Raw genomic sequence first — 14,843 nt, forward strand, 5'->3', positions numbered from 1 at the left:
CTAGCTATGTGACCCGCTCGATCTCGGACGTGGCAATCGAGCAATCCGAAGGGAGTCTACAGAATTTGCCCGACACCGATATCCGCTCATGCCGCATGGCGCGCTGTCTGGATCGGCCAGCGCGGGGCCTCGAAAGATCAACGGGCAGAGATCATCTGAGATCGGCCGAACGCACTGAACTGCCGAATGTCGGATGACCTTCCGCAGTAATCCGTTACCGCACTTGGGCATTCGTCCAGCGATATCGTGCGATGTGAAGCTATCCGACACCGAAGGAGCTGACGATGGCCGACAGGGAACAGAACTCTGTGACGAGCGAACTCTTGAAGCCCAACTCCGGCAATATCTTGTACAACCTGGGTGAAAACCTTGAGGCTCTCACCTCAGATACGAGCAGGGGAGTCCTCGCGCCTCTCACTGAGCCCATCGCTGAGAAGGAGGACAGCGAGAAGAAATAGCAGCGGCCTTTCACGGCCCTGCCGCCCGTTGCCCGGCATTCCAGCCGAACAGCGTCCTAGCCGCATGCCGCGCTGACCGAAGCGGCCAGCGCGGCGTGGCGGAAGATCAACCGGCCGTGCCGGACCGAGCCGTCCCGGGTGTCCGCTACTGCCGATTACGTGCACTCCGTCCTATTCCGGTGTGCGCCCCTGGCGATGCGTGGCTGCGAGATCGCGAATGTGATGGACGCCACTTTGTGTCAGCTATGAGGGGTGTGGCGTGTCTTGGGGGTATGACTGATTTCAACGCCATCACCAAGGTCGTCGTCATCGGCGGCGGGTACGCCGGTGCCGTAGCGGCCAATCGGCTGCGGCTGCGTCGCGATATCGAGATCACGCTGGTCAACCCCCACCCGCAGTTCGTCGAACGCATGCGATTGCACCAGTTCGTGGCCGAAACCCATGAGGCCACCATCGATTACGACACGCTGCTCGGCGCGGATGTGCGGTTGACGGTGGACCGTGCCGTCCGCATCGATACCGCCACGCGCCGAGTGGAATTGGGGTCGGGGCGCACGCTTGCCTACGATTACGTGGTCTACGCGGTCGGCAGCACCGCCGCGATGCCCGTGTCGGTGCCCGGTGCGGCCGAGTTCGCTTATCCGATTGCCGAATACGACCACGCCCGGCGGCTGCGCGCCGCGCTCGGGAAGGTGCCCGCCCAGGCGCCGATCGTGGTGGTCGGTGGCGGGCTGACCGGAATCGAGACCGCCGCCGAGCTCGCCGAGCAGGGCCGCAGCATCACGGTTGTGAGCGGCGGTAAGTTGGCTGCGAACTTCTCGAATCCGGCGCGGCGGTCGGTGGCGAAGTGGTTGGCCGAGAACGGAATCCATGTGCGTGATGAGGTACGAGTGCGCGAAGTGCGACGCGACGCGGTCGTACTGGCCGACGGCGATGTGCTGCCCAGTGCGCTCACGATCTGGACCGCCGGGTTCGGGGTGCCCGAGCTGGCGGTGCGCAGTGGCCTGCGCACCGACGAATTGGGCCGTTTGCTGACCGACGAAACGCTGACCAGTATCGACGACGATCGCATCGTCGCCGCGGGGGACGCGGTCGCGCCCTCGGGTCGGCCACTGCGCATGAGCTGCTACGCCGCCCAGCCCCTGGGCGCCCAGGCCGCCGACACCGTGCTGGCGCGCATCGCCGGATCCGAACCCAGCGTGCTGGACGTGGCCTTTGTGGCGTGCACCCTGGGTTTGGGCAGCCGCGCGGGGGTGATGCAATTCAGCCGTCGTGACGACACACCCGTGCCGATGTACATCGGCGGGCGGGTAGCCGGGCAGATAAAGGAGCGGGTGGGTCTCGCCGGCCCGATCGCAACCATCCGCAAGGAGGCTCGCAAGCCCGGCGCGATTCCCACCTTCATGGGCTTGGGCAGGCGTAAGGACCTGCCCGCAGCAGTATCGGAGAGGACCCTGCAGCCGTGACTCCCATCGACGAGCACACCGAGCGTTTCGTGCACCTGCGACCGCTGCTGTTCACTGTCGCCTACGAAATCCTCGGTTCGGCAACCGAGGCCGACGATGTGCTGCAGGACAGCTATCTGCGGTGGCGACGCGTCGACCTGACCGCGGTCCGTGACACCAAATCCTATCTGGCCCAGCTGGTCACTCGACAGGCGTTGAATGTGTTGCGGGCCAGTGCCAGCCGCCGCGAGGAGTACGTCGGCCCATGGTTGCCCGAGCCGCTGCTGCTCGCCGACGGTGACGCCTCGAGCGATGTGGTGCTCACCGAATCGGCCTCGATGGGAATGCTGGTGGTGTTGGAATCGCTCACCCCCATCGAACGGGCGGTCTTCGTGCTGCGCGAGGTCTTCGGCTTCGACTATGACGAGATCTCTTCCGCGACAGGCAAATCCGTAGACGCCGTGCACCAGACCGCCCGCCGCGCCCGCAACCACGTGCAAGCCCGGCGCAAGCGGTACACCCCCGTCGACACCGCCCGGACCGCCGCGGTCACCGAACTCTTCATCATCGCCGCGACCACCGGGGACATGCACGGCCTACTGTCACTGCTCGCGCCGGACATCACCTGGACCACCGACAGCGGCGGCAAGGTGACCGCGCTGCCGGAACTGGTCATGGTCGGAGCTGAACGGGTGGGCGCGATTCTCATGGCTGTCTTCCGATACGCGAAGCGGCGACCGCAGGTACGAATCGAGACGGTGAACTGCAACAACCAGCCGGCACTGGCATGCTACGTCGACGACAAACTGGAAGCCCTCCTTGTCTTCGACATCGCCGACGACAAGATCGTCAACGGCTACGGTATCCGCAACCCAGACAAACTGGCCGCGCTTGGAGTCCCCCGCACCATCAGCCGCACCGAACCACCGCTCCGCAACCCTAGGTTGACGTCCAACTGAGTGATGGCGGCCACAGGGATCCCCCCGGTTTCGGGTCGGAGCAGCAGGATTGCGTTCAGCGCAAAGAGTAGTGACCAAAGCTGTTCTGGCTGGAATCCACCCCTGTTCCTAACGTCGTTCCCATGACCAAGAAGCTGTTGGCAGTCGCCTGCCAGGACAAGCCGAGCATCGTCTTCCTCGATCCCGCCACCAACGCACGCCTGGGTGAGGTCGTCGTCCCCGCCGAGCCTCACGAGATGGAGTACGACACCCTTCGCAACCACCTCTACTGCGCCATCACCTACCGCGACGGCTTCTACGAGGTCCACGGCGACAGCGGCACCGAGATCGCCGTGATCGACGTCGCGACCCGTTCCCTCGTCAGGGTCATCGACCTGGCACCCGAGCACTCCCCGCACGGGCTGTACCACGACCGGGACCGAGACCTGCTCTACGTCAGCGTCGAGGCGGGCCCGGCGGGCGAGGGTGCGGTGCTGGCTGTCGATCCCAGCGCCGGGAAGATCGTCGAACGGATGCCGGTCGGGGTCAGTGGGCCGCACTGGTTCGCCGTGACCCCGGATGGCGCGAAGGCGTATGTGACCGGCAAGGAGGCCCCGTTCGTCACGGTCCTGGATCTGGCGACGGGCCAGGCCGTCAACCACATCGAGGTCCCCGGCAGCGAGGGCGTCGCGGTCCACGGACGGCACGCCTTCGTCGCGACCCCGAAGCTCGACCTCACCGGCGGCACCACCCGGCACCAGATCCTCGTGATCGACATCGGCACCGAAGAGACCGTCCACGCCATCGACCTCGCGGCCCCGGCCGTCCCGGTCCACGTCACCACCAACGGCATGCTGCTGACCGCCGAGGTCCACTTCGAGCCCGGCCCCCGACCCCTTGACGGGGTCCTGCGCGCGTTCGACACCACCACGTTCGCCCCGCTCGGCCAGGCCGGTCTCGGTCAGGTCCCGCTCACCCTGATCTCCTCGGCCGACGGCGCCCGCGCCTACGTCGCCAACGCCGCCTCCGATACCGTCACGGTCGTCGACCTGCGCGAACACCGGCCGGAGGCGACTCTGACGGGCCTGCCCGGCGCGCACGGGCTGGCCCTGGTGCCCGCCCATTGAGAAGCTCTTCGCTTCGGCGCGAAAGCTCACCGGAATGCTCGAACTCGACAGCAGAACCTTGCAGGCCGGCCGGGCCCCCGCGCCGGGTCACGACGGCCACCGGGCTCGCCCCGACCGTCGTGATCGGCGCCCGGCGGGACCGTCGGGAAGAACGCACGCACATCAGCGTAAGGCGCCTTGTGTCAAGTGATTTGGTCGGTGACCTGGTCTGTCGTCCCGGCATGGCGGTTATGGGGCTGGTGGCCCTGCAGCGAGTAATCGGGTTGAGGTGACGACAGATTGGGACAACTCCCGAACGCACGACGTTTTCGAGCCGTGCCTGGCCCAGACGCCGGGTCCGGGCCGAGTCACCGTGGTCGCCGAACTAACTCTGGGCTCCGGCTTTGCGTCGTTCTGCGCGCAGCGCCCGGACGAATACCACCGCCGCGGCCACCCCGAGAATCACGAGCCCACCCAGCGCGCTGCCCGTGGCCCAACTCGCGAGCATGCTGAGCACCAGCACCGCGATACCGATCGGTGACGATCTCAGTCTTTTCATATTGAATCTTTCTCTGCCCGTGCGGGTTTCACACCGATCCTCGTGGAGCTGACCGGTATCGGGGTCCTCTCCACGAGTTTGTCACGGCCGCGCGAACCGACGACGGAGACCTCGGATCAGCGAGTGGCGTCGGGAACCCACATGTATCCGGTGGCCCCGGTGTTGACGCAGATGACCGGTTTGCCGGTGTTCACATCCCAGGTCTTATGCATCAATTCGCTGTGCGGGCACCAGGTGTGCGCGATCGGGGTGGCATTCGCCGATGCCGATGCTGCCGATCCGATGACCGCCGCGGCGATGGCGCCGATCACGGTGGTGCTCATGAAGATTGTCTTCGTCATTGCATTCCTTCAAGTGATCTCGTGCTGAGCGCGCTGCCCCCGACACCGGCACCGAACACACGCTGCGAGTGTTCCGCTCGTGCGTGCAGATCCGGACAGCGGATGCGCCGTTCCCGGCACGTGCGTGTTTTTCCTGTGGCGGCCCGATCCTCGTGGCGTGTCGAACCGCAGGTCCCAGTGAAGTCCTCAACGCCGCGGAGGCGACAGCGAATCATGCCCTCCGGCGTGCGAAACCGCTGCTACAGGCCATGATTCGAGTTCCCCGGTCCGGAGAACGAACGCCGTTTCGACCGCCCTTGTCGACCTCTCTGGAGGCTTTCGGCGGTCGGTGTCGAGGCTGTGCTGACGGCTCGACACGAACACGCCGACAACCGCCGGCACATGACTCAGGGGACGCGGGGCGGGCGCCCGACCCGGTGTAGCCCGCCCCGCGACTCTGTGGGACAGCCCGGCCAACCCCGACCGGGACCGTCCCCGTCACGCCCAACGCGGCTACCGGCGGCTGGGAGCCGCCGGTAGCCGCGTCTAGGCGCAGGTCATCGGTTGATCAGCGTGCGCAGGGTGGTGAGCGAGGCCCGGCGCTCGTAGGCGATCCAGGCGAAGATCGCGGTGAGTACCAGCGGGAACGGAGCCAGTTCCGGGGTGCCGGCCAGGAATGCGTTGAAGCCGGCGGCAAGGAAGGTGACGATCGCCAGGCCGATCGCGGCAGCCGCGGTCAGGCGGGGCACCATCAAGCCGATACCACCCGCGACCTCGGCGAGACCGATAAAGATCAACAGCGCCAACGGAATCGAGAAGGCGGTGGCGTTGCTTTCCATCAGAGTCCGCGGGATGAGGAGCTTGGGGCCGCCGGAGGCGATGATGAAGAACAGGCCGAGCACGATCTGCAGGGTCCAGAGCACACGGTTGCGGATCTTGCCGGGGCGGACGGTGGCGGTGGTCTCGGTGGCGGTGTGGGCGGTGATGGCAGTCATTTCGTGTTCCTTGCGGGTCGGTCGCGCCGGGTCGGTGGCGCGTTCACAAGCAAAGACGGGGGCTGCCGGGAAAACTCATCGCTGCGCTCGAAAGAATTTTCACCGCGTTGGCGGAACCCCAGTATCCGGCCAGCGCTGCCGTCGGCGTGATCAGGCTTGGCGGCCCGGGTGAAGGTCCGCTCCTCGTAGCGTGGGGTGGGACGGGTTCGTGTCCACCCCCGGGGGGCACCGACCCGACCAACGCTCATCGAGAGGAACGGAGTTCGTCATGCCGCTGGTCCCCGGTGACCCTCGGATCAATGACACCACCCGGTACGGGGCCATCGCCTTCTCCGACGCCAGCGCCAATCGCCAACGCGCGAGCGGCAGCATCAACTGGTACGGACGCCACATGGCCGAGGGCCGGGACATCGGCGAACCGCAAGAGCTGGACGGGCCCACCGCGCAGCTGATCCGCTCCACCGATTCCTTCTTCCTCGCCACGGTCGCTCCGTCCGGCTGGCCCTACATCCAACATCGCGGCGGTCCACCGGGTTTCGTCCACGTTCCGGATCCCTCGACGATCGAATTGGGCGACTACTCCGGCAATCAGCAGTTCGTCACCCTGGGAAACCTCGACCGGGACAACCGGATCGCCCTGTTCTTCATCGACTACCCGACCCGCACCCGGGTCAAGGTCTTCGGCCGGGCCGAGATCATCGAGCGCGCGGCGGATCCCGAGTTCATCGACCGCATGCTGACCACCGAGCACGGGATGATCCGCACCCGCTGCGACCGTGGATTCCGTATCCACGTCGAGGGCCTGGACCGCAACTGCATCAAGAACATCCCGGTCAAATACGGCAGCGAACGCATGGCCGAATCCCTGCATCTGGCGCGTGCGCCGCTCCTGGACGAGATCGAGCAGCTGCGCCGGCGCAACCAGGAACTCGAGGACGAGATAGCGCGACTGCGCGATCAGCGCTGAGGACCTCGGGGTGACTCCTTGCCCACAGATTACCTAGCTCGAAGTCTTGCACTCGCCTATAGAGAGTGCTAAATAATATCTATGCCAGATGGCAGAGGTTATCTGGTGAAGCGACTACCGAGAATGGAGTGAGTTGGAGGTGGCGACCATGCTGATGCGCACTGATCCCTTCCGTGATCTGGATCGTCTGACGCAGCAGGTGTTCGGCACCGCGGCCCGACCCGCGGCGATGCCGATGGACGCCTGGCGTGAGGACGACCAGTTCCTGGTCGAGTTCGATCTGCCGGGCATCGATCCCGAGTCCCTGGATCTGGATGTGGAACGCAATGTGGTGACCGTGCGGGCCGCGCGCCCTGAACTCGACCCCGGTCGGCCCATGCTGGCGGCCGAACGACCACGCGGCGTCTTCAGTCGCCAGCTGGTGCTGGGCGAAAGCCTGGACACCGAGAGAATTCGCGCGGACTACCGCGACGGCGTGCTGCGCTTGGCGATCCCGGTGGCGGAGAAGGCCAAGCCTCGCAAGATCGAGATCTCCCGTTCCGAGCGCGAACCCCAGGTCATCAACGCCTGACCGGCGGGCCGGTTCGCTGCCCCGGCAGGTCCCGGTCATGAACATCACCACGCCCACGGAGTGTGAAAGTGAGGTGATGCCTGTCCCTGACGTTCCACACACGCCCCCGAGGGCCGGACGTCGCCGGTGGTGAAGCCCGCGGCGCGCACGCGGTGAAGGCCCCTTCGATTCGTGCGCACGGCCACCGTTGTGGCGCAACATGTTGGGCGCTGCTCCCGCCCTCGCGGGTATTACCCAGCACCATGTCGATCTATTCGCCCCGGGGTGGGTCCGGTCGGCCGGTTCCGGCCGGACCCACCCCTCGTTCTCCGATGTGCGAGAGGAGGAATCGAGATGACCACGATCTCGACCGTATCGATCACGCCCGGATCACCCCGTCTGCCGAACACGACGACTCCGCCTGTCCCACTTGCCGATTCGGATCCGCACGCCCGCGACAACGAGATGCCGCGCTGGCAGCACGCGCACGTGGCCTGGTTCAACGCCGAGAAGGGCTTCGGATTCCTGACCCCGGATACCGGACCCGCGGTGTTCGTGGACTACGCAGTGATCGAGGTCCCGGGCTATGCGACGCTCACCGCCGGGCAGCCGGTCATCTTCACCGCCGTGGACACCCCGCGCGGCCCCGAAGCCACCCGGGTCGTGCCCTATCTGCGTACGAGCGCCGCACCCTCACCCCGGGATCTTCCACGCGCCCAGGCACATTGGCCTCGATGCCGCGCCGGGCGCCGCGCGGCCTGATCCCACGGCCCCCGATCGGATGAAACCATGAGCACCACGACTCCGACCACCCCCACCGACCCGGACCTAGCGGTCGTGCACTGGCCCGACCCCAGTCCGCTCCGCCCCTGGTGGGACACCATCATGCAGCCGGCAATGCGCGCGGCCCCGGCTGGCCAGCGGTCCCCGGACCCGCGCCATCCCCGCGCGCGAAACCCGCACCGGCACCGGACCGGTCCCGCCCGTACGCGTTCAGCACGCCTCGAGAATCACTGATACGTTCCGTCTCCTCCGGCGCATCCGAGAATCCGGCTGCGCCAAGCGGCGGAACCGTGTCGGAGGAGACGGCGGCATCGTCGCGGCACCTGTATTCCGGTTACTGCTGGGGCTGGTGCCGGTTAACGGTGAGCAGAAGATGGTCGAAAGCTGTTCTGACGCGGACGTCCATCGGGGTGAGCGGCTTGGCGGCCAGCACCAGCGCCGCGGCGAGGTCGCGCAATTTGACGTTGGTCTCCTGGGAACGCCAGCGCAGCACGCCGAAGGCTTGATCCGGCGACAGCCCGTAGACGGTCATCAGTATTCCCTTGGCCTGCTCGATCACCGCCCGCTGTGCCACGATCTCGACCAGCGACTCGCTCAACCTGTCCGGCTGGGCTTCGGGCAGGTTATCGGTGAGGTCGAGATAGTAACCGCTGGTGCCGATCACGCTCTCGTCGTCATCGATGATCGGTTCGGAGACCACCACCACCTGATGTTCGGCGCCGGCGGTGTCGATGATGCGGTGCAGACTGGAGAACGGCGCGTGGTCGCGCACCGACGTCACCAATTCGGCCTCCACGCGATCGCGATCTTCCGGATGCTTGTGTGCCAGCAGTAGTTCCGTGCTCGGCTCCACCAACCCGGGCTCGTATCCGTGCAGCCGGGCCAGTTCGTCGGACCATTCCCAGCGCATGCCGTCGAACCAGAACCGGAACGACCCGACCGGCAACGGGCTCCCCGCCCCGACGATCTTCTCGACCGAACGCATGTCCACTGCGGGCAGGTCGCCCGTATCGGACTCGCTTGTCATGTCCTTCACCAGCTCAGTATCTCCGCGCGGGCCCTGGCAAACAGGCAGAGGCGTCAAAAATGTTCGGCGACCGTCCCGTCGGGATTCGGCGGGCGCCCGACCGGATGGTCCGGCGCCCACACGAATTCGTGCGCGACCCGCTACTTCTTGAAGGCGTTCTTGACCTTGTCGACGGTGTCCTCTACGGCGTCTTTGACGTTCTCCACCGCGTTCTTCAGTCCGGACTCGACCTGGTCGGCTTTGCCTTCCGCGCGAAGCGAATCGTCGCCGGTCAGATTTCCGGCGGCTTCCTTGGCCTTACCGCCCAGGTCTTCGGCCTTGTTGCTGATCTTGTCACTCAGAGACACGGCATCCTCCGAATCGATCGATCGCGCGCTCGACGGTCGAGCGCGCAGGACAACCGTACAGTTACCGAACAGCTAATATTGGTTGGATCCACGGGTTGAATGCATCGAACTCGCATCATTGTCGTACCGCGATCCTCTTCTCGCATCCGACTTGTCGTTCGATGCGCGGTCTCACGTAATTGTTTGTGCTGCAACTAGTTTCGGCGATCTACGGCAGATGTTCCGTGTTGCTTGGTTGTGCGATGGCAAAGGATCCACAGTGAGAAGGAACAATTCAGTGCATCGTTTTTGCATCGTTTGAGGTAGCATCGTCCACGATCGCAACTAGCGGTGCGGCCCGTCGACGGAGATGGGCGGAGCACCGGCCGACAACGCTGATGGACCGGCGAAGGGATCACGACGTGGCTCGATATCTCGTGGCGGCGAGTCCGATCCCAGGCCATGTCACGCCCATGCTGACGCTGGCGGCGGATCTGCGTCGCCGTGGGCATCAGGTGCGCCTGCTCACCGGTGCGAGATTTCGTGAAACCGCTGCGGCGCAGGGTATTCCGTTCGTCACGCTCGACGCCCACACGATGGCGACGCCGACCGACGTACCGCATCGCCACCTGCCGGGACTGCTGCGCCGCTGGCGGATCGGCCGCGCCGAGCTGCGCGAGGGCTTCCTCGCCCCGATCGCCGGCCAGTTCCGTGCGCTGACCGCCGAATTGAATCGCGCGGAGTACGACGCGGTTCTGGCCGATGTCATGTTCACCGGCGTCATCCCGCTCCTGCTTGCCGAGAAGCCGCGTCCGGCGGTGCTGGCGTGCGGCGTTGTCCCGCTCATGCTGTCCAGTGCCGACACCGCGCCGTTCGGTATGGGCTGGCGGCCGCGCCTGGGCCGGGACTACACGAGACTGAACCGGTTCGTCGAACACGTGCTGTTCAGGGGCGACCAGCGACGGCTCGACGAGATCCTCGCCCGCCTCGGTCTGGGGGCCGCACCGCACTATCTGCTCGACTGGCCCCGGCTCGCGGATCGGCTGCTGCAGTTCACGATTCCCGGTTTCGAATACCCGCGCCGCGATCTGCCGGACTCGGTGGTGTTCACCGGACCGCTCCCGGATCGCGGCCCCGCGCGGGCACAGTCGTCGCATTGGTGGAGTGACCTGCCCGCCACCACAACCGTCGTACACGTGACGCAGGGGACCTGGAACAACACCGATCTCGATCAGTTGATCCGTCCCACCCTGACGGCCTTGAGCGGACGCGACGACATTGCCGTCGTGGCGTGCACAGGCGGGTCGCGAACTCCACTCGGCGCGATCCCGGCCAATGCCTACATCAGCGATTTCATCCCCTACGGAGACCTGCTGCCCCGAGTGGACGTGATGATCACCAACGGCGGCTACGGCGGCGTGCAGCAGGCGCTTCGTCACGGGGTGCCACTGATCGTCGCCGGTGAGAGCGCGGACAAACCCGAGGTCGCGGCACGGATCGCGTACACCGGTGCCGGAATCGATCTCGGCACGGCGCGTCCGAGACCCGGCGCGATAGCGGCCGCGGTCGATCGGGTACTCGGCACCGCCGATTACCGTTCCGCAGCAGCCGGATTGGCGCAAGAGATAGCGAAAACCGCGCCCTTCGAGGTGATTTCGAGCTTTCTGGCCGACCTCGAGCCCAAGCCAGCCCGGACCGCTGTTCCGGCGTCGCGAAACGAGTTGTCCCGATGAGCACGGTGTCCTTCGATTCCGCCCGAGCCGCACTGAGTCCGGCGGTACCGGATCTCGCGACAGGCTTTCACAATTGGCATACCGATACCCGGTCCCGCGTGCTCGAGGAGCTCACGATCTTCCTGCGCCGCGTGCGCGTGGACGAGTTGCGGCCGGCCGGTGTGGATGAGGTGCTGGCGCAGTACGCGGTCGGCGGGAAATGCGTGCGTTCGACATTCATGTATCTGGGCTGGTTATGCGTCGGTGAGCCCGATGCCGCCGCGTTGCGTGCCGCGGCGAGCTTGGAGTTGCTGCACGCGTTCGCATTGCTGCAAGACGATGTCATGGACGATGCCGTACTGCGCCGGGGATCGGCCGCCGCCCACGTCCGACTATCCGAACGACATGGCGGACGCGACAGCGCGCCAAAGGGATTCGGAATGTCCGCGGCGACGCTGCTCGGCGATATGTGCCTGGTGTGGGCCGAGCAGATGCTGCGAGAGAGCGGCCTGGACGAGGCCGCGCTGGCTCGACTGTGGCCACGATATGACGCGATGCGCATCGAACTCGCGGTGGGTCAGTTCGCCGATCTGGGCAACGATATCCGCGAGAGTCCGAGCTTGGACACGGTGCTCGAGATCGCCCGCGCGAAATCGGGCAACTACACCGTGCGACGGCCCCTGGAATTGGGCGCGGCACTGGCCGGTGCGAGCGAGCGGACACTGAAAGCCCTCGGACAGTACGGAACTCGGATAGGCGAGGCGTTCCAGCTGCGAGACGATCTGCTCGGCATCTTCGGCGCGGATTCGATAACCGGCAAGCCGCAGGACAGCGACCTCGGACAGCACAAGGCCACCAGCGTGGTGGTCACCGCGCTGGACATGGCTATGCCGGCCACCCGCCACGAGTTGTCGGATCTGCTGCACCGCCCCGAACTCGACCCCGCCGCGATCGATCGCTGCCGGAGGTTGATCGCGGCATCGGGTGCGCCCGAACGCATCGAGGACATGATCGCCGAGCGGGTCGACGATGCCCTGCGTGCGATACCGGACCGCGCATTCGGCGGGGATCGGCGCGCGGCGCTGGAACAGATGGCGCTGCTGTGCACCGCACGGCAGTTGTGAGGAGAGGACATCCATGCGCACGGTCAAGGGACACAGCGACCATGTCGTGGTGGTGGGCGCCGGTCTGGCGGGTCTGTCCACCGCGATTCATCTGGCGGGGCGGGGCCGTTCGGTGACGGTGGTCGAACGCGACGCCGTGCCGGGCGGGCGGATGGGCCGGTTGGACGTGAACGGCTACCGCATCGACACCGGCCCGACGGTACTGACGATGCCCGCGGTACTCGAGGAGGTCTTCGCCGCGGTCGGGGAGCGGATGACCGATCGACTCGAGCTCCTGCCCGTCGACCCCGCCTACCACGCGAAATTCGCCGACGGCCGCACCCTCGAGGTGCACAGCGATGAGGACCGGATGGTGCGGGCGGTCACCGACTTCGCCGGTGCCGGGCAGGCCGAGGGCTATCGCCGGTTGCGGCACTGGCTGAGCCGGCTGTACGAGACCGAATTCGATCGATTCGTCGCGGCGAACTTCGATTCCCCGCTGTCGATGTCGTTACCGGCGCTCGCGGGCCTCACCGCGCTGGGCGGGTTCCGCCGCTGGGATCGCAAGGTCGGTGAGTTCATCACCGACCCGATGTTGCGGCGCGTGTTCACCTTTCAGTCGCTCTATGCCGGCGTCGCGCCGGAGCAGGCGCTGGCGGCCTACGCGGTGATCGCCCACATGGACACCATGTCCGGGGTCAGCTTCCCGCGCGGCGGTATGCGGGCGGTGCCCGATGCGCTCGCGGCGGCGGCCGAGACCGCGGGTGTGCGCCTGCGCTATGGATCCACCGTCACCGAACTCGAGCGCACGGGCGGGCGAGTGGTCGCCGTGCACACCGATCAGGGCGAGCGAATCGCCTGTGACGCAGTGGTATTGACGACCGAACTGCATCGGACCTATGAACTGCTCGCACACCGATCCCGGCGTCCGGTCGCCGTGCGCCCCGCCCCCTCGGCGGTCGTGCTGCATGTGGCGTGCGCGCAGGAGACGCGAATTCCGCACCACAGCTTGCTGTTCGGGCACGCCTGGCATGCCGCGTTCCGCGAGATCATCGACGAGGGCAAGGTGATGACCGACCCGTCCCTGCTGGTGACCCGCCCCACCGCGAGCGATCCGGGCCTGGCCCCGGCGGGCCGCGATCTGCTCTACGTCCTGGCGCCGGTCCCCAATCTCGCACGGGGACAGATCGATTGGGACCGGGTGGGAACCGACTACGCCGGGGAGGTTCTGGAGTTGGCGCGCGGCAGGCTCGGAGTCGAACTTCGCGAGGCCGAAGTGCTGCGGGTGGTCACTCCCGCCGACTGGGCCCGCCAGGATATGGCGGCGGGCAGTCCGTTCGCGCTGGCCCACACCTTCGCTCAAACCGGTCCGTTCCGGCCCGCCAACATGATTCGCGGTCTCGACAATGTGGTGCTCGCGGGCGGGTCGACCGTGCCCGGAGTGGGCATACCGCCGGTGCTGATCTCCGGGCGGCTGGCCGCGGACCGTGTCACCGGGCATCGGCAGCGGAAAACCAGCGCTGTCGGCGCCGGTTCGCCCGTGGTTCGGGTGTCGTGATGACGCGCGCCGAACTCGATGCCGCGGGCATCACCGATCCGCACCTGCGCCGGTCCTATCGGACCTGTCGTGAGCTCAATGCCGCCCACGGCAAGACCTTCTTCCTCGCGACGCGGTTGCTGGCCCCGGACCAGCGGCCCGCGGTGCACGCGCTCTACGGCTTCGCCCGTCGCGCCGACGATATCCTCGACGAGTTCGAGCCGGGCCGCACCGCGGCCGAACGGTCGGCCCGATTACACACCCTCGCAGGGCAATTCGCCGCCGCGGACGCAGCCGGTGATCCGGTCCTGGCCGCGGTTCTGCACACCGCGAGCAGTTACCGCATTCCCGGGCACCTGTTCGACGCGTTCCTGGACTCCATGCGGATGGACCTGACGATCACCGACTACCCGGACCGCGCCGCTCTGGACCGCTACGTCTACGGGTCGGCGGAGGTGATCGGACTGCAACTGCTGCCGGTCCTGGGCACCACCGACGGGGTGACCGCCGCCGCGCCGTATGCCGCCGCGCTCGGAAAAGCGTTCCAGCTCACCAACTTCCTGCGCGATGTCGACGAGGATCTCGCCCGCGATCGGGTCTACCTGCCCGCCGATGAACTGGCCGCCCACGGGGTGGATCGGGACCTGTTGCGCTGGTGCCGCTCTCGTGGCCGGGTCGATGCCAAGGTGCGGCGGGCGCTGGCCGAACAGGTCGAGATCACCAGGGGTATCTACGCGTACGCGCGGCGCGGGTCGGAGCTGCTGGCGCCACGCTCGCGGCCCTGCGTCGACACGGCGGCGATGCTGTACGGGGAGATCCTGGATCGCATCCGGGACAGCGACTTCGAGGTGTTCGGCCGCCGGGCCACGGTCGGCAACGCGCGCAGAATCCGGGTCGGGACAACAGGTCTCGTGCGCGCCTGGCGTGCGCGTCGAGGCGATCCCGCCCGTACGCCACCATCGCAAGCCCAGGCGGCGACGGCGTTCGAGAATTCCGAACCTCGCGACCATCGGTGAG

16 protein-coding genes and 1 pseudogene are annotated in these 14,843 nt (G+C 66.7%); 12 read left to right on the forward strand and 5 right to left on the reverse strand.

What is annotated here, in order from left to right:
- From AB0L82_RS41140 to AB0L82_RS41160, 5 genes are all read left to right on the forward strand, one after another.
- The coding region (locus AB0L82_RS41140; protein WP_364650108.1) for a hypothetical protein at window positions 1–197 on the forward strand (197 nt) is incomplete at its 5' end.
- Between the two features lie 87 nt (window positions 198–284).
- Window positions 285–458, forward strand: a complete 174-nt coding sequence (locus tag AB0L82_RS41145) for a hypothetical protein (protein WP_364650111.1) — start codon at window positions 285–287, stop codon at window positions 456–458.
- A 272-nt stretch (window positions 459–730) separates the two neighbouring features.
- On the forward strand, window positions 731–1,924 hold the full coding sequence (locus AB0L82_RS41150) for an FAD-dependent oxidoreductase (protein WP_364650114.1): 1,194 nt from the start codon (window positions 731–733) through the stop codon (window positions 1,922–1,924).
- Entirely contained in the window at window positions 1,921–2,862 is a 942-nt protein-coding gene (gene sigJ / locus AB0L82_RS41155; protein ID WP_364650117.1) for an RNA polymerase sigma factor SigJ, read from the forward strand. The genes AB0L82_RS41150 and sigJ overlap by 4 nt, the downstream gene beginning before the upstream one ends.
- Before the next feature lie 122 nt (window positions 2,863–2,984).
- Window positions 2,985–3,968, forward strand: coding sequence for a YncE family protein (locus tag AB0L82_RS41160; RefSeq protein ID WP_364650120.1), 984 nt, complete (start codon window positions 2,985–2,987; stop codon window positions 3,966–3,968).
- 364 nt (window positions 3,969–4,332) lie between these two features.
- Here AB0L82_RS41160 and AB0L82_RS41165 read toward each other — a convergent pair whose 3' ends face one another.
- The 3 genes from AB0L82_RS41165 to AB0L82_RS41175 form a co-directional block, all read right to left on the reverse strand.
- Window positions 4,333–4,506, reverse strand: a complete 174-nt coding sequence (locus AB0L82_RS41165) for a hypothetical protein (protein WP_364650123.1) — start codon at window positions 4,504–4,506, stop codon at window positions 4,333–4,335.
- A 116-nt stretch (window positions 4,507–4,622) separates the two neighbouring features.
- Window positions 4,623–4,847 carry a hypothetical protein gene (locus AB0L82_RS41170; protein WP_364650126.1) on the reverse strand — a complete coding sequence of 75 codons (225 nt, stop codon included), beginning with the start codon at window positions 4,845–4,847 and terminating at the stop codon, window positions 4,623–4,625.
- 536 nt (window positions 4,848–5,383) lie between these two features.
- Entirely contained in the window at window positions 5,384–5,821 is a 438-nt protein-coding gene (locus tag AB0L82_RS41175) for a DoxX family protein (RefSeq protein WP_364650129.1), read from the reverse strand.
- A 268-nt stretch (window positions 5,822–6,089) separates the two neighbouring features.
- Here AB0L82_RS41175 and AB0L82_RS41180 point away from each other — a divergent pair, with 268 nt between their 5' ends.
- The 3 genes and pseudogenes from AB0L82_RS41180 to AB0L82_RS41190 form a co-directional block, all read left to right on the forward strand.
- Window positions 6,090–6,788, forward strand: a complete 699-nt coding sequence (locus AB0L82_RS41180; protein ID WP_364650132.1) for a pyridoxamine 5'-phosphate oxidase family protein — start codon at window positions 6,090–6,092, stop codon at window positions 6,786–6,788.
- A gap of 133 nt (window positions 6,789–6,921) precedes the next feature.
- Window positions 6,922–7,359 carry an HSP20 family small heat-shock protein gene (locus AB0L82_RS41185; protein ID WP_364650135.1) on the forward strand — a complete coding sequence of 146 codons (438 nt, stop codon included), beginning with the start codon at window positions 6,922–6,924 and terminating at the stop codon, window positions 7,357–7,359.
- Between the two features lie 444 nt (window positions 7,360–7,803).
- Window positions 7,804–8,001 (forward strand): annotated as a pseudogene (locus AB0L82_RS41190) (cold shock domain-containing protein); the annotation flags it as partial.
- A 454-nt stretch (window positions 8,002–8,455) separates the two neighbouring features.
- On the opposite strand, the gene AB0L82_RS41195 reads toward AB0L82_RS41190, so the two are convergent.
- A complete protein-coding gene (locus AB0L82_RS41195) occupies window positions 8,456–9,148 on the reverse strand; it encodes a PAS and ANTAR domain-containing protein (protein ID WP_364650380.1) in 693 nt (230 codons plus the stop codon).
- A gap of 140 nt (window positions 9,149–9,288) precedes the next feature.
- Entirely contained in the window at window positions 9,289–9,495 is a 207-nt protein-coding gene (locus AB0L82_RS41200) for a CsbD family protein (RefSeq protein ID WP_364650138.1), read from the reverse strand.
- A 401-nt stretch (window positions 9,496–9,896) separates the two neighbouring features.
- On the opposite strand from AB0L82_RS41200, the gene AB0L82_RS41205 reads away from it, so the two are divergent.
- Genes AB0L82_RS41205 through AB0L82_RS41220 form a run of 4 tightly spaced genes read left to right on the forward strand, consistent with a single transcriptional unit; the run spans window position 9,897 to window position 14,842 of the window.
- Window positions 9,897–11,207 (forward strand): nucleotide disphospho-sugar-binding domain-containing protein, encoded by a 1,311-nt coding sequence (locus AB0L82_RS41205; RefSeq protein WP_364650141.1) that lies wholly within the window; start codon window positions 9,897–9,899, stop codon window positions 11,205–11,207.
- Entirely contained in the window at window positions 11,204–12,310 is a 1,107-nt protein-coding gene (locus AB0L82_RS41210) for a polyprenyl synthetase family protein (RefSeq protein ID WP_364650144.1), read from the forward strand. Before AB0L82_RS41205 ends, AB0L82_RS41210 begins: the two co-directional genes overlap by 4 nt.
- 13 nt (window positions 12,311–12,323) lie before the next feature.
- Entirely contained in the window at window positions 12,324–13,847 is a 1,524-nt protein-coding gene (crtI, locus tag AB0L82_RS41215) for a phytoene desaturase family protein (protein ID WP_364650147.1), read from the forward strand.
- On the forward strand, window positions 13,847–14,842 hold the full coding sequence (locus AB0L82_RS41220; protein ID WP_364650150.1) for a phytoene/squalene synthase family protein: 996 nt from the start codon (window positions 13,847–13,849) through the stop codon (window positions 14,840–14,842). Before crtI ends, AB0L82_RS41220 begins: the two co-directional genes overlap by 1 nt.
- The last annotated feature ends 1 nt before the right edge of the window (window position 14,843 follow it).

The sequence above is a fragment of the Nocardia sp. NPDC052001 genome (assembly GCF_040680615.1).
GTDB lineage: Bacteria > Actinomycetota > Actinomycetes > Mycobacteriales > Mycobacteriaceae > Nocardia.